Origin of the sequence: Halomonas jincaotanensis (assembly GCF_018448785.1) — a bacterium.
Classification (GTDB): Bacteria; Pseudomonadota; Gammaproteobacteria; order Pseudomonadales; family Halomonadaceae; genus Halomonas; species Halomonas jincaotanensis.
Genome location: NZ_JAHCLU010000006.1, coordinates 1 through 19,725, shown reverse-complemented (window position 1 = coordinate 19,725; position 19,725 = coordinate 1). Strand labels below are relative to the sequence as shown.

21 protein-coding genes and 4 pseudogenes are annotated in these 19,725 nt (G+C 61.6%); 13 read left to right on the top strand and 12 right to left on the bottom strand.

Features of this window, described 5'->3' with window-relative positions; translation table 11 throughout:
* Window positions 1–100: 100 nt before the first annotated feature.
* Window positions 101–973, top strand: coding sequence for an NAD(P)H-binding protein (locus tag KG088_RS06695; protein WP_213824733.1), 873 nt, complete (start codon window positions 101–103; stop codon window positions 971–973).
* 4 nt (window positions 974–977) lie between these two features.
* On the opposite strand, the gene thpR is transcribed toward KG088_RS06695, so the two are convergent.
* The 6 genes from thpR to KG088_RS06665 form a co-directional block, all read right to left on the bottom strand.
* Window positions 978–1,499 carry an RNA 2',3'-cyclic phosphodiesterase gene (gene thpR / locus KG088_RS06690; protein WP_213824732.1) on the bottom strand — a complete coding sequence of 174 codons (522 nt, stop codon included), beginning with the start codon at window positions 1,497–1,499 and terminating at the stop codon, window positions 978–980.
* A 5-nt stretch (window positions 1,500–1,504) separates the two neighbouring features.
* Window positions 1,505–1,894, bottom strand: coding sequence for a RidA family protein (locus tag KG088_RS06685; RefSeq protein ID WP_213824731.1), 390 nt, complete (start codon window positions 1,892–1,894; stop codon window positions 1,505–1,507).
* 65 nt (window positions 1,895–1,959) lie between these two features.
* Window positions 1,960–4,098 carry a RelA/SpoT family protein gene (locus KG088_RS06680; RefSeq protein WP_213824730.1) on the bottom strand — a complete coding sequence of 713 codons (2,139 nt, stop codon included), beginning with the start codon at window positions 4,096–4,098 and terminating at the stop codon, window positions 1,960–1,962.
* Window positions 4,099–4,162: 64 nt separating this feature from the next.
* Window positions 4,163–4,423 (bottom strand): DNA-directed RNA polymerase subunit omega, encoded by a 261-nt coding sequence (gene rpoZ / locus KG088_RS06675; protein WP_089793634.1) that lies wholly within the window; start codon window positions 4,421–4,423, stop codon window positions 4,163–4,165.
* Between the two features lie 80 nt (window positions 4,424–4,503).
* Complete coding sequence (gene gmk, locus KG088_RS06670; RefSeq protein ID WP_213824729.1) at window positions 4,504–5,136, bottom strand: guanylate kinase; 633 nt, start codon at window positions 5,134–5,136, stop codon at window positions 4,504–4,506.
* A 140-nt stretch (window positions 5,137–5,276) separates the two neighbouring features.
* The gene (locus KG088_RS06665) at window positions 5,277–6,479 is read right to left on the bottom strand and encodes an MFS transporter (RefSeq protein WP_213824728.1); all 1,203 of its coding nucleotides are present in this window, start codon (window positions 6,477–6,479) and stop codon (window positions 5,277–5,279) included.
* A gap of 150 nt (window positions 6,480–6,629) precedes the next feature.
* Between KG088_RS06665 and KG088_RS06660 the strand changes: the two genes are divergently transcribed.
* Window positions 6,630–7,241: a DNA-3-methyladenine glycosylase family protein gene (locus tag KG088_RS06660; RefSeq protein WP_213824727.1), complete on the top strand. Its 612-nt coding sequence runs from the start codon at window positions 6,630–6,632 to the stop codon at window positions 7,239–7,241.
* A gap of 17 nt (window positions 7,242–7,258) precedes the next feature.
* Here the strand turns inward: KG088_RS06660 and KG088_RS06655 are convergent, their stop codons facing one another.
* Window positions 7,259–8,137 (bottom strand): pirin family protein, encoded by an 879-nt coding sequence (locus KG088_RS06655; RefSeq protein ID WP_213824726.1) that lies wholly within the window; start codon window positions 8,135–8,137, stop codon window positions 7,259–7,261.
* Between the two features lie 203 nt (window positions 8,138–8,340).
* Here KG088_RS06655 and KG088_RS06650 point away from each other — a divergent pair, with 203 nt between their 5' ends.
* The 4 genes and pseudogenes from KG088_RS06650 (at window position 8,341) to brxL (ending at window position 11,913) form a co-directional block, all read left to right on the top strand.
* Window positions 8,341–9,354, top strand: coding sequence for an IS630 family transposase (locus KG088_RS06650; protein ID WP_406565596.1), 1,014 nt, complete (start codon window positions 8,341–8,343; stop codon window positions 9,352–9,354).
* A 17-nt stretch (window positions 9,355–9,371) separates the two neighbouring features.
* Window positions 9,372–9,719 carry a hypothetical protein gene (locus KG088_RS06645; protein ID WP_213824724.1) on the top strand — a complete coding sequence of 116 codons (348 nt, stop codon included), beginning with the start codon at window positions 9,372–9,374 and terminating at the stop codon, window positions 9,717–9,719.
* 108 nt (window positions 9,720–9,827) lie between these two features.
* Window positions 9,828–10,208 (top strand): annotated as a pseudogene (locus tag KG088_RS20170) (anti-phage BREX system Lon protease BrxL); the annotation flags it as partial.
* A 70-nt stretch (window positions 10,209–10,278) separates the two neighbouring features.
* Window positions 10,279–11,913 carry a protease Lon-related BREX system protein BrxL gene (gene brxL / locus KG088_RS06640; RefSeq protein WP_319941396.1) on the top strand — a complete coding sequence of 545 codons (1,635 nt, stop codon included), beginning with the start codon at window positions 10,279–10,281 and terminating at the stop codon, window positions 11,911–11,913.
* A 65-nt stretch (window positions 11,914–11,978) separates the two neighbouring features.
* Here brxL and KG088_RS19930 read toward each other — a convergent pair.
* Together KG088_RS19930 and KG088_RS19530 are read right to left on the bottom strand one after the other, a co-directional pair.
* A pseudogene (locus KG088_RS19930) lies at window positions 11,979–12,113 on the bottom strand (BCCT family transporter); the annotation flags it as partial.
* A gap of 63 nt (window positions 12,114–12,176) precedes the next feature.
* Window positions 12,177–12,261 (bottom strand): annotated as a pseudogene (locus KG088_RS19530) (hypothetical protein); the annotation flags it as partial.
* A 443-nt stretch (window positions 12,262–12,704) separates the two neighbouring features.
* Between KG088_RS19530 and KG088_RS06625 the strand changes: the two are divergent.
* Genes KG088_RS06625 through KG088_RS06605 form a run of 5 tightly spaced genes read left to right on the top strand, consistent with a single transcriptional unit; the run spans window position 12,705 to window position 16,027 of the window.
* Entirely contained in the window at window positions 12,705–13,775 is a 1,071-nt protein-coding gene (locus tag KG088_RS06625; protein ID WP_213824723.1) for an ABC transporter substrate-binding protein, read from the top strand.
* Entirely contained in the window at window positions 13,775–14,554 is a 780-nt protein-coding gene (locus KG088_RS06620; protein WP_213824722.1) for an ABC transporter ATP-binding protein, read from the top strand. Before KG088_RS06625 ends, KG088_RS06620 begins: the two co-directional genes overlap by 1 nt.
* Window positions 14,551–15,312 (top strand): ABC transporter permease, encoded by a 762-nt coding sequence (locus KG088_RS06615; RefSeq protein WP_213824721.1) that lies wholly within the window; start codon window positions 14,551–14,553, stop codon window positions 15,310–15,312. The genes KG088_RS06620 and KG088_RS06615 overlap by 4 nt, the downstream gene beginning before the upstream one ends.
* Window positions 15,312–15,692, top strand: a complete 381-nt coding sequence (locus tag KG088_RS06610) for an iron-sulfur cluster assembly scaffold protein (RefSeq protein ID WP_213824720.1) — start codon at window positions 15,312–15,314, stop codon at window positions 15,690–15,692. The genes KG088_RS06615 and KG088_RS06610 overlap by 1 nt, the downstream gene beginning before the upstream one ends.
* Window positions 15,689–16,027: a SaoD/DsrE family protein gene (locus KG088_RS06605; RefSeq protein ID WP_213824719.1), complete on the top strand. Its 339-nt coding sequence runs from the start codon at window positions 15,689–15,691 to the stop codon at window positions 16,025–16,027. The genes KG088_RS06610 and KG088_RS06605 overlap by 4 nt, the downstream gene beginning before the upstream one ends.
* 208 nt (window positions 16,028–16,235) lie before the next feature.
* Here KG088_RS06605 and KG088_RS20020 read toward each other — a convergent pair.
* Window positions 16,236–16,589, bottom strand: a pseudogene (locus tag KG088_RS20020) (DUF4143 domain-containing protein); the annotation flags it as partial.
* Between the two features lie 96 nt (window positions 16,590–16,685).
* Between KG088_RS20020 and KG088_RS20015 the strand changes: the two are divergent.
* Both KG088_RS20015 and KG088_RS06585 read left to right on the top strand, forming a co-directional pair.
* Window positions 16,686–16,808 (top strand): ribbon-helix-helix protein, CopG family, encoded by a 123-nt coding sequence (locus tag KG088_RS20015; protein WP_213824902.1) that lies wholly within the window; start codon window positions 16,686–16,688, stop codon window positions 16,806–16,808.
* Between the two features lie 384 nt (window positions 16,809–17,192).
* Window positions 17,193–18,440, top strand: a complete 1,248-nt coding sequence (locus tag KG088_RS06585) for a hypothetical protein (protein WP_213824717.1) — start codon at window positions 17,193–17,195, stop codon at window positions 18,438–18,440.
* A 112-nt stretch (window positions 18,441–18,552) separates the two neighbouring features.
* Here KG088_RS06585 and KG088_RS20165 read toward each other — a convergent pair whose 3' ends face one another.
* Both KG088_RS20165 and KG088_RS19520 read right to left on the bottom strand, forming a co-directional pair.
* On the bottom strand, window positions 18,553–18,807 hold the full coding sequence (locus KG088_RS20165) for a JAB domain-containing protein (protein ID WP_455026569.1): 255 nt from the start codon (window positions 18,805–18,807) through the stop codon (window positions 18,553–18,555).
* A gap of 8 nt (window positions 18,808–18,815) precedes the next feature.
* On the bottom strand, window positions 18,816–19,725 hold a 910-nt coding region (locus KG088_RS19520), incomplete at its 5' end, for a hypothetical protein (RefSeq protein WP_250148109.1).

The window sequence follows — 19,725 nt, the reverse complement described above, 5'->3', positions numbered from 1 at the left end:
GGGCATCCTCTCGAACTGGGTGATTCCCCCGAGGGGGCAGGCCGGTGCTAAGGAACAGGATAATGCCAATAGGGACTTTTTATCAGGGGGCGAGTGAAAGGTGAAGACGACAACTCTGATTCTGGGCTGTGGCGACATCGGCACAGCGCTGGGAAGGCGCCTGCAGAAAGTGGGACAGCGCGTCATTGGCGTGCGGCGCAATGCCGCCGCCCTCAAGGGCAGCGGCATCGAGGCAATCGCCGCGAATCTTGGCGAGGCGGGCGATCTGGCGAGCCTGCCGAATGCTGATGTGCTGGTCTATGTGGTCAGTGCCGACCGCTTCGATGAAGACGCCTATCGTGCCGCGTATCCGGAAGGCCTCAAGACGGTACTGGCAGAATACGTCGGCCGCAAGAAGCGCCCCAAACGCGTGTTGTTCGTTTCCTCCACCAGTGTCTATGCCCAGCAGGAGGGCGAGACAGTTGACGAAACCAGTGACATCGTGCCCTCGGGGTTTTCCGGCGCGCTGATGCGCGAGGCCGAAAAGGCGCTGGAGGAGCACGAATTGCCGGGAACGGTGGTGCGGTTCTCGGGCATCTATGGCCCCGGTCGTGACCGCCTGATTCGCCAGGTCAGCGAAGGGCGTATCGCGGCGGGCAGCCCGGTCATGTACTCCAACCGTATTCACCGCGATGACTGCGCCGGTGTGTTGGCCCACCTGATCGACCTGACCCTGGCCAAGCACCCCGTTGAGCCACTCTACCTGGCGAGCGACTGCGAACCGGCGCCCCTGCACGAGGTGATGACCTGGCTTGCCGGACAACTCAAGGTCGAGTCGACGGCGACCATCCAATCGCCGCTGCGTCGCCGCGCGAGCAAGCGATGCGATAATTCCCGCCTGCTCGATAGCGGTTATGTCTTCCAGTACCCCAGCTACCGCGAGGGCTATGCCCAGGTGCTGCGTGAGGGTGGTTTTCTGCCCGCACAGGTCTGACGCTTCATCCCTTAACTGCCCGTGAGCGGGCCAGCGTCGTATAGCGGCTGCCCCCGGGGCCAGTGACCGAGTGGACCAGCTCGACCTGGCAATATGGCCAGTCGATGCGAAAGGCTGGCAGCTTGGGGGTATCCAGGCGCTCGGCGCGCCGCAGCAGGGTGAGATGAGGTATATAGCGTGACGGCCCGCCCTCGAACCCGAGGGCGGCAAGTTCTTGCCATAGCGTGCTGTGGAGACGCTGCAGCGCCGGGTCGGGGCGAGCCCCGCCGATCCAGACAATACGCGGCGAGCGAAAACATCCCCACTCATCCAGTGTCCAGCTGTCGGCTTGTACCTTCAGTTGGCGCACTCTATGCGCCAACGAATCGAGGCGCGTGGGGCTCACTTCGCCGAGAAAGGCCAGCGTCAGGTGTAGGTTAGCGTCGGGTATGCGTCGCCCGCCACAGCGCGCCTGGGCCAGGTCCGCCAGTTCGCCGAACCGCGTGCGCAGCTCGGGTGGCGGCGTTAGGGCTAGAAACAGCCGCATGCGGTCTAGTCGCCGATGACCATGACCGCCTCGGCCTCTACTTGGCTTCCCTTGGGCAGTGCTTTTACGCCCACTGCCGCCCGCGCCGGGTAGGGCGTGGCGAAGAACTCTTCCATCACTTGGTTGACGATGGCGAAGTTGTCGAGATCCACCAGGTAGAGGTTGAGCTTGACCACGTCCTGGAGGGTACCGGCGGCTTCCTCGCATACGGCCTGCAGGTTGCGGAAGACCTGGCGGGCCTGGGCTTCGATATCGCCCTCGACGAGCGTCATGGTGGTCGGGTCCAAGGGGATCTGGCCGGACAGGTAGACGGTGTTTCCGGCCTTGATGGCCTGGGAATAGGGTCCGATGGCGGCGGGTGCCTTATCGGTATTGATGACGGCCTTGTTGCTCATCAGCGTTCTCCGCGTAGGGGTAATCGTTATAGGGTGTGTTGCTGGACGGTAGTGTGCGTCGATTCTCAGGTACCGAGGCGATTGATCTTCCCGACATTGGCCAGGTTGCGCAGGCGCTTGATGATCCTGGCCAGGTGAACGCGATCATGTACCGCCAGGGTCAGGTGGACCGTGGCAAGGCGCGCGTCGCGCTCCTCGATGTCGATGCGTTCGATGTTGGCGCCGGCGCTAGTCACCAGGGCGGCAAGCTCGGCCACCAAGCCACGGCGGTTTTCCACTTCCAGGCGCAGGGCCACTGGGAAGTCTTCTTCTTCGATGCCCTTCGACCACTCCAGGGCAAAGAGCTTGTCCGGATCGTTACGCAGCTCACCGAGATTGCGACACTCGGTACGGTGTACCACGATGCCCTTGCCTGCCGAAAGGTGGCCGATCACCGGGTCGCCTGGCAACGGATGGCAGCAACGGGCAAACTTGATGACCATGCCCTCGGCGCCGCTGATGGCGATGGGGCGTTGCGAGGCTTGGCTGGATACCGCGCGCTGGGGCGGTTCGCCGCGGTGTAGGTCGATCAGCCGGCGCGCCATCATGTGAGTCACCCGCGTCCCCATGCCGATCATCTCCAGCAGGGCGTCGAGATGCTTCAATGAAAGCTCGTCGAGCAGCGTCTCGATCGGCCCCTTGGGCAGCTCCTCCAGGCTGGTTTCGAACTCCGCCAGGGCCTTGTTGAGCAGGCGACGCCCCAGTTGCACGGCCTCGGTATGCTGCTGGTGCTTAAGCGCGTGGCGGATCGCCGAGCGGGCCTTGGCCGTTATCACGAAATTGAGCCAGCCCAGGTTGGGGCGGCCACCGGGCGCGGTAATGATCTCGAGTGTCTGGCCGCTTTCCAGCCGTGAGGAGAGGGGGGCCAGATGGCGGTCGATGCGACAGGCGATGCAGCTGTTGCCGATATCGGTATGCACGCTGTAGGCGAAGTCGATCACCGTGGCGCCCTGGGGCAGCTCCATGATGTCGCCCTTGGGCGTGAACACGTAGATATCGTCGGGAAAAAGGTCATTCTTGACGTGTTCGATGAATTCCAGCGAATCTCCGGCGTGGCGCTGCATCTCGAGCAATCCCTTGACCCAGGCGCGCGCCCGAGCGTGACTACCCTGGGCGATGGGGTGTTGGGTCTGTCCCGCCTTGTAGAGCCAGTGGGCAGCGATGCCGTTGTTGGCCATGGCCTCCATCTCGCGAGTGCGGATCTGCACTTCGATAGGCATGCCGCCGCGACCGAACAGGGTGGTGTGCAGGCTCTGGTAGCCGTTGGCCTTGGGGATGGCGATGTAGTCCTTGAAGCGCCCAGGAACCGGCTTGTAGAGGTTATGTACCACGCCGAGGATTCGGTAGCAGCTGTCGACGTCCTCGGTGATGATGCGAAAGCCGAACACGTCCATGATCTCGGCGAATGACTTTCGCTGGTCACGCATCTTCTTGTAGATGGACAATAGATGCTTCTGCCGACCGATGACGGTGCCGTACAGCCCCTCGTCGTCGAGACTGTTCTGCAAGTTGGATTGCACTTGGCGAATCGCCGAGCGGCGGTGACCCCGGGCACTCGAGACGGCTCGCTTGATACGCTCGGCGCGCATCGGATACAAAGCCTGGAAAGAGAGATCCTCGAGCTCGACGCGGATGGTGTTGATGCCCAGGCGACTGGCGATGCGGGCGTAGATCTCCAACGTTTCACGCGCGATACGGCGCTTCTTGTCGGGGCGCAGTGCCCCGAGGGTGCGCATGTTGTGCAGCCGGTCGGCGAGTTTTACGATGATGACCCGGATATCGCGGGACATCGCCAGCACCATCTTCTGGAAATTCTCGGCCTGGGCGACGGCCTTGTCCTCGAAGGCGATCTGCGTCAGCTTGGACACGCCGTCGACCAGTTCTGCCACCGGCTTACCGAACTGATCGGCAAGCGCCTCCTTGCCGATCCCCGTATCTTCGATAACATCATGCAGCATGGCGGCCATCAGGCTCTGATGGTCCATGTGCATGTTGGCGAGGATGTTGGCCACCGCCAACGGATGGGTCACATAGGGTTCGCCGGAGCGTCGGCGCTGGCCATCGTGGGCTTGCTCGGCATAGTAGAAGGCACGCTTGACCTGCCGGATCTCGTCCTGGGGGAGATAGCCGCCGAGTCGGTCGGCCAGGTCATCGATGGTAAACATGCAGCGCGCCCTGAGTCCTGCGTGAATGCCCCGCGAGGTGAGGCGACAAGAAAGCCCTCGTGGATCACTCCTCGGCAGCGAATCCCGGTTCGGGTTCGCGGCGTACACGCACCGGCGCCTCGACGGGTTCGTCGAGGACGTGCTCGTCGATCAGACCACCGGCGATCTCACGTAGCGCCATGACCGTGGCCTTGTCGTTCTCCCAGGGCAAGAGGGCGTCGCGAGAGCCGCGCGCCAGCTGACGGGCACGTTGGGTGGAGATCATCACTAACTTGAAGCGATTTTCGACGTGTTCCAGACAATCTTCGACTGTGACTCGCGCCATGGATGCCTTCCTGAATGCTGACGGGAAAACCCCGGAGGCCGATTCGGTCCGAGGCGTCGTCTGTGGATAGATCGTTTAGATTACTCGACGCCGGGCGTCTGTGACAAGAGTGACGCTAATAGCGGGCCGTGGCGCTCGCGCATCCGCTCAAGGGTCAGACGACGCCCGATGACCAGCGATTGCAGCTCGCGCAGGGCGGTGGTGAAGTCGTCGTTGATCACTAGATACTCGTATTCGTCGTGGTGCGACATCTCGTCCACCGCCTCACGCATGCGCCGGGCGATCACGGCGTGCTCATCGGTGCCGCGATTCGACAGGCGTCGCTCAAGCTCGTCCCGTGAAGGCGGCAGAATGAAGATGGAGACCGCATCGAGCAACTGGCACCTGACTTGGCGGGCGCCCTGCCAGTCGATCTCGAGGATGACGTCCTGGCCGGCGGCGAGCATGGCCTGCACGCTGAGCCGCGAAGTGCCGTAGTAGTTATCGAACACGCGGGCATGCTCGAAGAATTCGCCGCGCTCGATCATCGCCTCGAAATCGGCCGCCGCCACGAAGTGGTAGTTGACACCGTTGACTTCCCCTTGCCGCCGCTCACGGGTGGTATGCGAGACCGAGACCTGAATACCATCGAGGCTCTCGACGAGCTCACGCACCAGGCTGGTCTTGCCGGCGCCGGAAGGAGCGGAAACGATGAAGAGCGTACCTTGCGGCATGAGCGTGCGTCCCTGAGATGGCGCCCAGAGTGAGCGGCGATGCGTGTGTGTCGATGCGTGTGTGTCGATGCGTGTGTGACGATGCGTGTGTGACGATGAAAGGGGCGAAGTATCGCATACCCACCCCGGTCCTGCACGAGCTAGCCGGCTGGTGCGGCGGCTGTGGTAGGGCATCGACGCTCCAGGTAGAGTCCCAGGCTGAACACCGCCAGGCCGGCCAGGGCCAGCCCCGCGCCTACCAACCCGGTCGAAGACCAGGGAGCGCCGGCCTTGATGGTGACACCCCCCAGCCAGGCGCCGAGGGCGTTGGCGCCGTTGAAGGCGGCGTGGTTCATCGAGGCCGCCATGGTCTGTGCCTCGCCGGCCACGTCCATCAGCCGGGTCTGCAGCGCCGGGCCCAGGGCGATGCCAGTACCCACCAGGCCGACGAACAGTAGCCCCGTGGCGAGGTGATTGGCGGCGAAGAAGAAGCCCACCTGCGCCGCCAGGCTCCACAGCAGGATGGCGGGTATCGCACGCATCAGGTTGCGGTCGGCGAGACGGGCGCCGACCAGGTTGCCCACGATGCCACCGATGCCGAAGATCGCCAGCACCCAAGGCCCCAGCGCCTCCGGCATGCCGGTCTGGAGGCGCAGGGTGGGTACCACGTAACTGAATACTGCGAACATGCCGCCGAAACCGATGCTGGCCACTCCCAGAGTGAACAGCACCCGCCGACTGACTAGGGCGGCCAATTCGCGTCGCGGGCTGGCCGAGAGATCTTGGGGCTGAGGCGGCACGAAGAGCCAGATCATGGCCATGGCGGCCAACGCCACGACGCCCACGGCGTGGAAGGCGAACTGCCAACCCAGCCACTGGCCGGCCCAGGTGGCGAGGGGCGCCCCTATCACGATGGCCGTGCTCAGGCCCAGCATCACTCGGCCGATGGCGCGGGCACGCTGGTCGACGGGCACCGTTGCCGCGGCGACCAGCGCCGCCACGCCGAAGTAGGCACCGTGCGGCAGTCCGGCGAGGAAGCGCAGCCCGACGAAGGACCAGAAACTGGTGGCCAGGGCGCTGGCGACGTTGCCCATGGCGAACACCAGCATCAGCGTGATCAGCAGGGCGCGGCGCGGCACCCGGGCGGCCAGCGCCGAGATCAGTGGCGCGCCCACCACTACACCCAGGGCGTAGGCGGAGATGGCATAGCCCACGTCGGCGGTGCCCACCGCCAGGTCCGCGGCCACGCGCTCCATCAGCCCCATGATCACGAACTCGCTAGTGCCGATGCCGAAACCGCCCAGCGCCAGGGCGAGCTCGGCCAGGCGCGGGTGGTGCGCCTGAGGCGTGCGGGTGTTCTGCATGACGAGCCCTCCTATAAAGACGGCCTGAGGCAATGAAGGCGGCATGATCGCAGGGTTAGACGAAAGTATAAATACGTTCGTCACAAGTGTGGTGGGAGAGCTAGTCTACGAACAACGCCCTTTCCCGCGACTCACGAACGGGACTTGATCATGAACGCATCGAATATCGAACTTGGCATGCAGGCACTGGCCGAGGCCGACCCCGATATTGCCCGTGCCCTTCCCTTGGTGGGTGTACCCTCGCCTCGCGAACGCGACAAAGGGTTTGGGACTTTCTTTTCCACCATCGTCAGCCAGCAGATATCCACTGAAGCGGCCCGCGCCATCATGGGCCGGGTGAATACGCTGCTGCCGGAACTGCACGCCAAGGCGATAATGGAGGTAGAAGGCCAAGCGCTGCGCGATGCGGGCCTCTCCTGGCGCAAGATCGAGTACGCCAAGGGGCTGGCAGAAGCCGAACTCGCCGGCACTTTCAGTGCCGATGGCTTGGCGCGCTTAAGCGATGACGAAGCCATTGCCGCCATTACCCAGCTACGCGGCTTTGGCCGCTGGAGCGCCGAGATCTACCTGATGTTCTCGCTGAAACGCCCGGACATCTTCCCTGCCGATGATCTCGCCCTGCGCGTAGCCCTCGGCCGGTTGAAAGGGATGGAGACCAAGCCCACGCCCAAGCAAGCGCGTAACATGGTGGAACACTGGGCACCCTGGCGCAGCGTGGGTTCGCTGTTCTTATGGCACTACTATCGCGGCGAGCCGGTGTAGCGACTTTGGTACAAACCTTAGGCGTCCAGCCCGCCAAATTTGCCGTTCTGATAATCCTCGACCGCCTGAATAATCTCGTCGCGGGTATTCATCACGAAGGGGCCGTGGGAAACCACAGGCTCATCAATCACATCCCCGTGGCCAAACAGTAGGCGCGCGTCGCTACGCGCTTCGATGACGACGCTATCGCCGTCCTGGTCCACCTCGATCAGATGGTGAGGCTTGGCTGGCTCGCCGCCCACCGTGACGTCTCCCTCCACCACGTAGAGGAACACCTGCCGCCCCGGCGCAACGGGCAACTGCTCACGCGCACCGGCAGGCAACCGCAGCGTCGACATGAACACGGCCGTCAGCGTGTCGACAGGGCCAACGCACTCTTGCCACTCGCCAGCGATCAGGTTCAGTTCGCCACCGCCCGGCAGCGCAATGGCTGGAATCGATTCCTGTTGCAGCCCCACGTAGCGTGGCTCGCTCATCTTCAAGCGTGCCGGCAGATTGACCCACAGCTGCAGAATCTCCAGCGGGCCCCCGTCGCGTAGAAACTCGGTCGGTGAAACTTCCGCATGCACGATGCCGCTGCCCGCCGTCATCCAATGCACGCCGCCGGCATGGATCACGCTTTGATGGCTGGCACTGTCCGCATGGGCCAGCGACCCCTGCAAAATAAAGGTCACCGTTTCAAAGCCGCGATGGGGGTGTGGGCCGAACGGCAATCCACGGTTATTGGCCGGATAGAGCTGCGGGCCGTGATGGTTGAGAAACAGAAAGGGGTCGAGCTGCTCGAGTTGTGGCCCCGGCAGCGGCCGCCGGGTGACTAGATCGCCGATATCATCCCGCCTGGCCGGGTGCTGGGCAATCAGACGACGGAGCGAATGGTGTGATCGGGTTAATGCCATTGGTGACTCCTCAGCAAATAACCCTAATTCTAAAACTTGTGCCCAGGAATGATGAGCGAATAATTTCTTCCACTTCGTTGCAGGAAATCATGGTATGACGGCGGGTACTTGGCCCAACACGACAACCTGTTGCCTTTTAAGTACTGACGCATAAGTTTTTCGATATAGTGCTCATCATGACAGCCAGCATCAGGATGATGAGCATGAAGTTCCGTTTCGTGGCGACCTTGTCCGACACCGACCTCCAGGTGTTGATGGAGGCTTATCAGCAAGGTGAGAAGCCGGCCTTTCGCCGCCGTGCCCATGCCATCGTGCTCAGTCACAAGGGGCATACCATCGACCAGATCAGCGACATCCTGGGCGCAACCCGTGAAACCGTCGCCAACTGGCTGTCTGCCTGGGAAGCGCATGGCATTGAGGGGCTCAACGACAAGCCGCGCACCGGACGGCCACCGATCTACGATGAAGCGGACCATGAACAGCTGAAAGCCTTGGTCGATGCGTATCCCCATCAGATCCGAACGGTTCAGGCGCATTTCCAGCAAGCAACGGGCAAGAAAGCCAGTCTCGCGACCATCAAACGATGGCTAAAAAAAATGGGGTATAGTTTCAAGCGTGCCCGACGGTCACTGAAGCACCGGCGTGACGAGACCGATTTTCGGAACACCCAAGGCTTGCTGTCAGCGCTCCAGCAGTGGGAGGAGACCGGCGGAACCGAGCTGTACTACTTTGATGAATCAGGATTTTCCCAGTCATCGGCCGTGCCGTACGCGTGGAGTCCGGTGGGGCAACCACTGGCGATGTCCGCCTATTCACGCAGCCAGCGCCTGAATGTTCTGGGTTTTCCGAGCCGCCAAGGGAAGCTGGTGTATCACGCGACGACGGAGACGGTCACCACCTCTGTCGTGGTCGACGCCTTTGATCAGTTTATGGAGCACAAATCCCCCGATACCTTTGCCATCGTGGTGGTCGACAATGCCAGCGTCCATCGCTCGGCACTCTTCCAGCGCAAACGCCTGGAGTGGCTCAACCAGCGGGTCCATGTGGTCTATTTGTCCCCCTACTCGCCGGAACTGAACCTGATCGAAATTCTGTGGCGCAAGGTCAAGTACGAGTGGCTTCCGGTGACCGCCTATGAAAGCTTTCAGGCACTGCAATACCAAGTCCGTGAGATCCTGTCAGGCTACGGCAAGGAAAATCGAATAACTTTTGCATAGGCACTTATGATCAAGAAATGCTTGAAAACATTGAAGCGATTTTCAAAAGAATCTCTGATGAAAAAGATGCAGCTCATTTTGTTGCTGTTTCTTTGTTCTACGATGATTGGGAGGAAGCTATAGGGATGCTTAGAAAGGCATCAGATGTACGCGGCGACTGGGTAGATAACTTTTCCTTTTTAGGTTTCTATAACAACCAAAAAAACGCAAGAATAAGAAGGGAAGAATCTGGCGTAAAGCACGATAAAAAATACCTAGCATTTGATATAGACTTTTGCGAAATATCTGCTCCTGGCGATAGCACTTCAAGTGCAGCAGGAACATCGGGTTCTTGGGATAATGCAATTAAAAGCATGGAAAAATAATTTTAAAAGCACAGCTAGTTTTTTTCTGATGGCCATGAGGCTAATATATTAAATTATTGAGCTTTCTTCACAAGTTGCATTAGCAATACTGATTTCTGGAGCATATGTGTGACATCCATCAAGGATAGCGATACACCTAAATCGGATACCTGCCTAGATGCCGACCTCGACACCCTGCTCAATACCCATTTCGCCGGCCGAGTGGTGCGTAAGGACCTGACCCAGCGGGTCAAGGAAGGCGCCAACGTGCCGGTGTACGTGCTGGAGTACCTGCTCGGCATGTACTGCGCCACCGACGACCAGGAGGTAATCGACGAGGGCCTGCAGAACGTCAAGACGATCCTTTCCGACAACTACGTGCGCCCCGACGAGGCCGAGAAGGTCAAGTCGCTGGTCCGCGAGCGCGGTAGCTTCAAGGTGATCGACCGGGTGACGGTGCGCCTCAACGAGAAGCAGGACTGCTACGAGGCGGCGTTCAGCAACCTGGGGATCCGCGACGCCGAGATCTCCGCCGGCATCGTCAAGGAGCACGAGAAGCTGCTGGTGGGGCGGGATCTGGGTGATCGCCACCCTGAGTTACTACCACGAGGAGGGCCAACGCGGCTCGCCGTTCGGGGTCAGCCAGCTCAAGCCGATCCAGATGCCCCACATGAACATGGAGGCGCTGTTCGAGGGGCGCCGCGGTTTTACCACCGATCAGTGGCGCGAGGTGCTGATCCGCTCCATCGGCATGGAGCCCGCCGAGCTCGATGCCGAGGTGCAGTGGCACCTGCTGGCCCGGATGATTCCCTTCGTCGAGAACAACTACAACGTCTGCGAGCTGGGCCCCCGCGGCACCGGCAAGAGCCATATCTACAAGGAGTGCTCGCCCAACAGCATCCTGGTCTCCGGGGGCCAGACTACGGTGGCCAACCTGTTCTACAACATGAGTTCGCGACGCATCGGCCTGGTCGGCATGTGGGATCTGGTGGCCTTCGACGAGGTGGCCGGCATCTCGTTCAAGGACAAGGACGGCGTGCAGATCATGAAGGACTACATGGCCTCCGGCTCATTCGCGCGTGGGCGGGAGCAGATGGAAGCCTCCGCCTCCATGGTGTTCATCGGCAACATCAACCAGAGCGTCGAATCGATGGTGAAGACCAGCCACCTGCTGACGCCGTTCCCCGAGGCCATGATCGACGCCGCCTTCTTCGACCGCTTCCACGCCTACATCCCGGGCTGGGAGATCCCCAAGATGCGGCCGTCGTTCTTCACCCAGCGCTATGGCTTCATCGTCGACTACCTGGCCGAGTTCTTCCGCGAGATGCGCAAGCGCAGCTTCGCCGATGCCATCGATCAATACTTCCGCCTGGGCGACAACCTCAACCAGCGTGACGTGATCGCCGTGCGCAAGACCGTCTCCGGTCTGCTCAAGCTGCTCTACCCGCACGGCGGCTCTTCACAAGGGCTGGCCAAGGAGGACGTGCGCCAGTGCCTGGCGTACGCCCTGCAGGTGCGCCGCCGGGTCAAGGAGCAGCTCAAGAAGATCGGCGGAATGGAGTTCTACGACGTCCACTTCAGCTACATCGACAAGGAGACGCTGGAGGAGCACTTCGTCTCGGTGAAGGAACAGGGTGGCGGTGGCCTGATTCCCGAAGGCCCCGGCAAGCCGGGGGTGGTGCATACCATCGGCCTCAGCGACAAGGGCATGCCGGGGGTCTACCGCATCGAGCTCCAGGTCACCGCCGGCATCGGCAAGCTCGCCACCTCGGGGCTGTGGAGCTCCACCGCCGCCAAGGAGCAGGTCAAGATCGCCTTCGACTACTTCAAGGCCAACGCCAGCCGCATCAGCGCCTCCGGCAAGGTGCTCGACCACGACTTCCACCTGCATGTGGTGGAACTGCAGAACACCGGTGTGCTGCGTGATCTTGCTCTGGCCAGCCCGGTGGCCTTCTCATCTGCTCTGCTGGGCAGGCCCACCCAGGGCCAGATGGTGGTGCTGGGCGACATGAGCCTGGGCGGCAGCCTCAAGCGCGTGGAGAGCCTCGCCGAGTGCCTGCAGGTGGCCTTCGACGCCGGTGGCAAGCGCGTCACCCTGCCCATGGCCAGCGCCGCGGATATCTCTACCATCCCCGCCGAGCTGTTTACCAAGTTCCAGACCAGCTTCTACGCCGAACCGGTGGATGCGGTGGTTAAGGCGCTGGGGGTGGAGTGAAAAAAGCGAACTGTTTTATACCAGTGGTTCTACGCTCGTCGTTTATTAGTTGTCGGGTCCCGCGTGATTGACATCCACGCCATCATGAAGGCCAGCGGCAGGAGCAGCGTGCCGACGACCAATTGACGGATAGTGCGGCCCTGCGAGATGCGGGCCAGGAACAGCCCCACGAAGGAGCCCCAGGCGATCCACCAGGCCCAGTCGTAGCTTGCCGAAGCGCGACAGACCGATGGCGATGACGAAAATCAGGTAGGCCACCACGGCGACGAAATAGAACCGGCCGAAAGTATTCGAGATCCACCTCAGCACGGCATTGGTGGCGGCACTGGCAGGATCGGTGAAGATCATCGTCCACAGGGCAAAGGCCACGATCGCCATGGCAGAGCCAGAGAAGACAACCGGGTTGATGCGATCCTGCTGGGGAAGAGGTGTCGAATCGTCGGGGGCATTCGCCATGCTACGCTCCTTGTATGACTGAGAATGCCTTCCCCTTGCCACGGCGAAGCTGGCTGCCTCGGCAAGGGGGCAGTCGACGTCAAGCTCGTGTTCGAAGGGTCAGCACCTGACCCGTCAAGGCCAGCGGTCTCGACTTGTGCCTCATGAGGTTAGATGGGGGTTAACAAGGCTGTCCACTGGAGCGGCAGGGAAATCCGCCTCCAACCGGGGCATCGCCTCCCGAAGGTCAAGGGTTGTAGCACCTATGGCTATATTTCTAACGTTGTTTATTCTTTGTGGATAGGGCTCGTTTCCGTCTAGACTGATTGGTCTAAAAACGTGGCAGGAGTGTCATCATGTCCGATTGCTGCAATGATCTGCGACCCTTGGGTCACGGCGAAGTGGACGTGCTCCACATCAGTCGCGACTTCAGCCGTCGCACACTGCTCAAGGGCGCGGCCGGCGCCGCGGGGCTTGCCGCTCTGGGTGGCGTGTTGCCCGCCTTCGGCCAGGATCTCAAGAAGATTCGTCTCGCCTTCTGCAGCCAGCTACTCTGCGTGGTTCCCTACGAGGCCACGCGTGCGGCGGGCTTCTTCGCCGAGGAGGGATTGGATGTAGAGCTGGTCTACACTCGCGGCGGCAGCGCCGCCCTCCAGGCCCTGAACGGTGGGGCCGTGGAGTATGCCGCGACGTCCTTCGATGCGGCCCTGAATGCCTTCGCCAGTGGCGCCGACATTGCGCGTGTCGCGACCACTGGGCGCCTCCCGCTGTTTGCCCTGGCCACCAGCGTCGAGCGTGCCGAGACGATAACCGAGGTCAGTGATCTCGAGGGCCGCACCCTCGGCGTGTCGGCACTCGGCAATGCTGACCACGCCTTCCTGCGCTACCTCCTCGACCGCGCCGGCGTGGACCTGGACAGCGTCGAATTCGCCACCGTGGGCACCAACCTCTATGACGCCCTGCGCCTGGGCCAGTTGGATGCCGGCATGGTGCAGGAGCCGGCGCTGTCGCTGCTTCAGGAGCGCGGTGCGCGGGTGCTGGTCAACGGCATGGATATCGAGGATGCCAACGAGTACCTGGGGGGCGCCTACGAGTTCATGGGCGTGGCCGTGCGCACCGAGGAGCTGGAGGAACGCCGCGAGGAGATCCGTGCCCTGGGCCGTGCCCTCGCCAAGGGCCTGCAGTACGTCCAGGAGGCCGAGCCCGAAGCCTTGGTGGACGCCTTGCCGCGCGAGATCATCACCGGCGGGGATCGCGAGATCGTCGCCGCTAGCCTGGAGCGTTACCGGTCATCGCTCTATCCGCGCGAGGTCGAACTGAACCTGGAGGTCATGCAGCGTGTGATCGATGTTCAGAAGGCCGCGGGTGGACGCGGGGGTAGCGTCAAGCTGGAGGAAATCGCGCATCCCGATGTTCTGGAGTCATGATGCTGGATATTCGTGCCCTGCAGATGAGTTACGGCGCCGAGCCGGTGGTCGAGAATGTCGACCTCGGCGTCGCCGCGGGTGAGTTCGTCAGCCTCATCGGTCCCTCGGGTTGCGGCAAGAGCACCTTGCTGCGCGCGGTCATGGGGCTGCAGAAGCCGACCGCCGGCAATATCCGCTTGGACGTGGAGAAGGCCGAAATCGGCTTCCTGTTCCAGGACGACGCCCTGTTGCCGTGGCGCACCGCCAGAGACAACGTGGCCCTGGGCCTGCGCATTCGTGGCCGAAGCAAGGGCGAAGCGCGCCAAGAAGCCATGCACTGGCTCGAGTCGGTGGGCCTCGGCCAGTTCGGGGATCGTTATCCCCGGGAACTCTCGGGAGGGCAGCGCAAGCGGGTGGCGATCGCCCAGGTCCTGGCATTGCGACCCAAACTGCTGCTGATGGATGAACCCTTCGCCTCCCTGGACGCCATCGTGCGCCACTATCTTACCGAGGACCTGCTCAGCTGGGTGGAGGGCGAGGACCTCACCGTGCTCATGGTGACCCACGACCTGGAGGAGGCCGTCGCCGTCTCCGACCGGGTGGTGCTGCTCGGCAACGGACCGCGGGCTCACGTCAAGGGACGCTGGGAGATCGACCTGGCACGCCCGCGGGATCTCCTGCGTGTCAAGGAGCAGCCCGAATTCGCGACCACCGCGCGTCAGCTGTGGGATGCACTGTCCGAGGAGGTGCGTACTCCCACGATACGCCAACGACCCGAACTCGAGGTGGTGAATCAATGAATCAGGCGAATCTCTGGTTGCAATTGCGTCGTGCCGCGGCGTTGACGCTGGTCCTGCTCGCCTGGGAAGGCATCAGCGCCCTGGGCTGGGTCGATCCCTTCTATGCACCGCCGCCCTCGGCCATCGGCGGCTCCATCGCCCAGCTGTTCATCGATGGCGAGATCTACAAGCACCTCCAGGCGACCTTCGGCGCCGCCCTGCTGGGTCTTTTCCTGGGCCTGATCGGCGGGGCGCTACTGGGCTTCATCGCCGCCTTGATCCGGCCGGTGGCGGAGTTGCTCGAGCCGGTGATGGCCATGCTCAACGCCATTCCGCGGGTCATCCTCGCGCCGCTGTTCATCATTTGGCTGGGCATTGGCATCGCCTCGAAGGTGGCGCTCTCCTTCATCCTGGTGGTGGTGCTGACCTTCTTCGCCGTCTACAACGGCATCCGCGACGTGGATACTCGCCTGGTGGAACGCGTGAAGACACTCGGCGGCGGGCCGCTGGTGTTGCTGCGTGAGGTCTATGTGCCCTCGGTGGTGGCCTGGGTGATGGGCAGCCTCAAGGTGGCAGTGGGATTCGCCTTCACCGGTGCCGTGGTGGGCGAGTTCGTCGCCTCGAGTCGTGGTCTGGGCTACCTGCTGGCGTTTGCCCAGAGCACCTATAATGCCGAGCTGACCTTCGCGTTGATCGTGCTGGTGCTGGTGTTCGTCATGCTGCTGTTCGGGCTCGCCGGTGCCCTGGAGCGTCACTTGCTGCGCTGGAAATACCGGTAGTGGTTGCCAGTCGACCGCTGCGACTGCCTGATTGCCTGGAGCGCGGCCTGCGCACGCGCCGCGCACCGCCGCTACCGATTGTCGGCGACTGGGTCGAGACGCCACAGGGGTTGCGTGCTCGCTTCAGCCTCGCCGTTCACGAGGCGACCATCGCCGAAGCCCGCTTCGAAGCCACCCCCTGCGCGACGCTGGTCGCCTACTGCGAGGCGCTGGCCGAGTACGAGAGCGGCCGGCCGTTGACGGCGGCACCAGGCCTTGAGGCCCAGGGCCTGATCTCGCTGCTGGCCGGCGTGCCGCCCGGCCGCCGCGATCGTGCCTTCATCGCCGTGGCGGCCCTGCGCGCCGCCATTCAGATATCGATTCAGGAGAGCACCTCATGAAAGTCGCCTATCTTTTTGCTACCCAGCGCCACAACATCTCCTATGTGCTCGCCAAGATGATCCTGCCCCAGCTCGAGGAAGGTCGCCACGGCGTCGAGGTGGTGGGTATGTTTTTCTTCGAGGATAACAACTATGTGCTGGTGGACGGCAATCCCATCGGTGAGCGGTTGCGCGCCGTGGCCGAGCAGAGTGGCATGCTGCTCATGGGCTGCGATCAGTGCTGCTACGAGCGCGAGATCGCCGACCGCCTCATGCCGGGGGTGCCCATCGGCTGTTTTCCTGACCTCTACGCAGCACTGGCGGGTAACATGCCGGATCAGGTCATCACGCTCTAGTCGCCTCTCAATCCTCGTAGTGGGTCTCCGAGTAGAGTACTCGCACCCAGTGCCCCGAGCATGGCATCAAGCGCATCGAGATGCCTTGGGCGCGGCCCGGCAGCGACTTCACCCTGCTGTTCGAGCATAACTGCTTGCCGGCCTGATCGGCGAGTCGAGCGAGTCCCGCAGCGTCTTTGCCCTGCACAGAGACAGCACGCTTGACCTCGACTCCCCAGAGCTTCTGGCCACGCTCGATGACGAAATCGACCTCGACCTGGTTCTTGTCCCGGTAGTGGGAGAATCGCAGCTCCGGGTCGACCTAGAAAGCCTGGGCCATCAGTTGCTCGACCACATGACTTTCCAGTAAGGCACCAAAGCGCTCGGCCTCGGTCAATCACTGGTCTGGCGTTAAACGTTCCAGTGCAGCGGCTAGCCCCGTATCGACCAGGTGTGGCTTGGGACTCTTGAACAGCCGCTTGGCCTGGTTGCAGTGCCATGCGGGTAGCTGGCGAACCAGAAAGAGGCGCTCCAGGATGCTGAGGTACTTGGTGTTCTGGCGTGGCCCCAGCAAACAGACCACCGGCGTATCAGCGAGGGACGCCAGCACTCGGTCGCGAATCAGCCGGGGAGATAAGGGGACGGTGCCATTTCCAGCATCGACTGACTCACCCCGCTCATCGTCTACCTATCGCCGGCCACAGCCAAGGCTCTAGATGCCCTGGCCATCTCAACACATGAAAACCGCAGCAAGATCATCAACCGACTGATCCTGGCGGCGGGTGAGCAAACGAAACGCTGACCCATGTGCAGCCGTTCCGCTCTTCACTCCACCCCCGGTTGCCCGTCGCCTGGGTCCGCTCAGACCCGATCCTTCTCGGAAGCCGCGTTACAACGTGACCTCCGGCTCATGGGGCACCGCCATTCCTCGCCCCGGACCCGATGAATCCTCAGTTGAGCGAGCTCTGATAGGGATATCTGGTTCTTTCGCCACCGACTCAATCTCCGGGAACTCAGGAATCAGGATGCCATCCTGACGCATTTTAATGAATTCTTTATTTAAAGATATAATTATTGTAATGATTACGCGTAAATTACGATTTATTCGTAATTCTATTTGTGGATACTGGTGTTGAGGCCTGGCATTGCGCCATGAACCAATTCTCAACATCGAGGGTAAAAGCAGATGGACAACACCAACGGAAAACTGAGCAAAATCGATACGAGGAACCTTCTCCGGCACGCGACAGCGCGGAGTTCCACCAAGACGGTGGCCGCTATGATCGATGTTCCTGGCCCACGGATCTCAGAAGGAAAGAGGGGGGAATGGCAACTGTCGATTAAGGCTGCCGATAAGCTTCGAGAGATGTTTGGTTCACCACTCGCTGAGGCGGGACTTTTCCTGGAATGTGAGGTGTGGGAGACGCTCGAGGACTTGCAAGCCGAGTCAGACAGCGTCGCTCGATGGCGTCAGTGGCAGCGAGTCGTGGCTGCTGTTCGACATCCTGAGCTGCAGCTTATCCTTGCCAGTCTAGTCAGCCCCGAGCAGAGCGCTGGGGGAGCAAGGGTAAGCGAGCCTCTCGGGTCCCTGCTGCAGGACGCTGAATTAGTCAGCTGGTACCACAACAGCAAGATGACATTATCAGACGCTGAGGCTAGCAGCAGAGACCGGCGGAGTAGGAGTTTTCCGCTGTCTCTCTCGTCCCCCGTCCTTTCGGAAAGCGGACTGAAGATCACTGAGATACTACAGCGCCATGGCCTCATGCCTCACTGGGAATGGCATACATCGCCGCTGATGAAGCATAGCCTGACGCTGATCCTGCTCGCGGAACTTGCCTGTAATCGCCAGCAAATCGGCGAGTTATCCAATGTCTCTGAGGAGCTCTATCAGCCCTTCATAACCCCATGGCCAGAGATTGATAAGCCAGATCAAGCGCACCCGATAGAGACGGTGGTCACAGGCGATATCATCTGGCGAGAGCGTGCGTGGATCGCGCCTTCAATGTGCTCTGCGGCCGTCCTGCCCTTGGCAGGCCTGCCTGACGTGACCGCCTGGTTGACCTCAGTTGACTATGAGTTGAGGTGGCTTACGGGCATTCTGCCTGACCGGTTCAACCATCTGGACCTGCAGGTAGCCATGACGGAGAACCTCAACTACCACCTTGTGCTCACCCTGAGCTTGCAGCGTGCCGTAGGATCCGCATGTCATATGGAGGAGGAACGTCTTTTTTCTGCCAACCTCGATGACGACATGTTCGTGGAGTGGATTTCGGCTCGACATATGGTGGTTCGAGAAGTGAAGAGCGGGGACCTCTTCGACACCATTGATCGGATCCATCGTTGGCTCGGGCTGATTCCTCCCGAGACCTATACCCTGAAGCGAGAAATCGCACGTAACGGGGGCTACCTGGCTGGTGTGCTTTACCTGGAGTGAAGATCACTTAGGCATTTGCCGAGCGATCGCCTGCCGTAGATCGGGGTCCTGGGCAGCCGGGATCCAGCAAACCCAAGTCAGGTGATAGTCGTCGTAAGCGGAAGCTCAAGGTCTACGATAATCCGAACACGGGCGAAGTCGTTGAATGCGGGACAACAAAAAAGAAGCACCTGCCCTGGGTGCCACCACAGCGCCTCCTTGAGGGAAGCGCCGTGGTGGCGAACAGGCCGTCAGAATACAGATACCCCAACTCCGCAAAGGACGTGCATCCCTCGCCACCGACCACGATGTGAGCGATGGCGCGGATGTCGACCAGGCCCAGCGCCTCCTTTAGCCGTTGGGTGTTGCACTCAGTTTCTGCGGCCAAGGGGCGCGCTATAGTTTCGAATCGAACGCCCCCGCGCCTCCCTCTTCTCCTGCCGCTTCGAGCTCGACTTCGAAGGCGGCGGCATCGACAAGATAGACGCGGATGTAGTTGGCATGCGTCTGGGACGGGACGAAATCGATGTGCAGGAAGGCGGCGCAGTCGCCCAACCGATCTTCCATATCAAGCCCTATGCGGGGCGCACGATCCTTCATGTAGTAGGAAAAAAACGAGTTGTCGTCGCTCTGCGCCCACATCGATGCCCCATCGAAGACGCGTGAAATGGCATCGACGTCCTTGACCTTCTCGGAAACGATTGGGAGTTGACCGGATCCCATCGCGTTCGAAAAATGCGCGACGCAGGACACATCGGCAGCGCTGCGGTTAGATACAGGCTCCCACCTCCATGAAGCCCTCTCGCCACTCCCCTCGGTAAGAGTGGGAGCGCCATACTTGTCGACGAACGCTGCCCGGATCGTGTCGGCGGGCACGTCGTCGCCGACCGGAATGCGCCTCGCGACACCGATGACCGGCTCGCCCGGAGCATCGGCGGTGTGCAGCGCGAAAGTCTCGGCGTTATCAAGTACGAAGAAGGCATAGCGATCTTGGACAAGCTTGGGATCAGCGGGTGTCACTTTGGCGTGGTAGATCGTCTCGGCCACATCCGTGAGGGCCGCAGCTGCCTCTTCGAGAGGCATGCCGAGCTTGATGCCGACGGCCGAGAGTTCCCTAGCGTCAGTTCCCGTCGGCTCTGGCTGCAGTTCCGGCTCCGGCGGCTGCATTTGCTCTTCTGGCTCCGGCGCGATCCGTGGCATGTCCTCCGGCGCCAGGGCGGCGAGTTGCGCGCCACCGTCCGTCGCCACATTCACTCCGAGAATCTCGGCTTCCAGGGCAAGCGCGTGCCCGCCACGGTCATCCTCC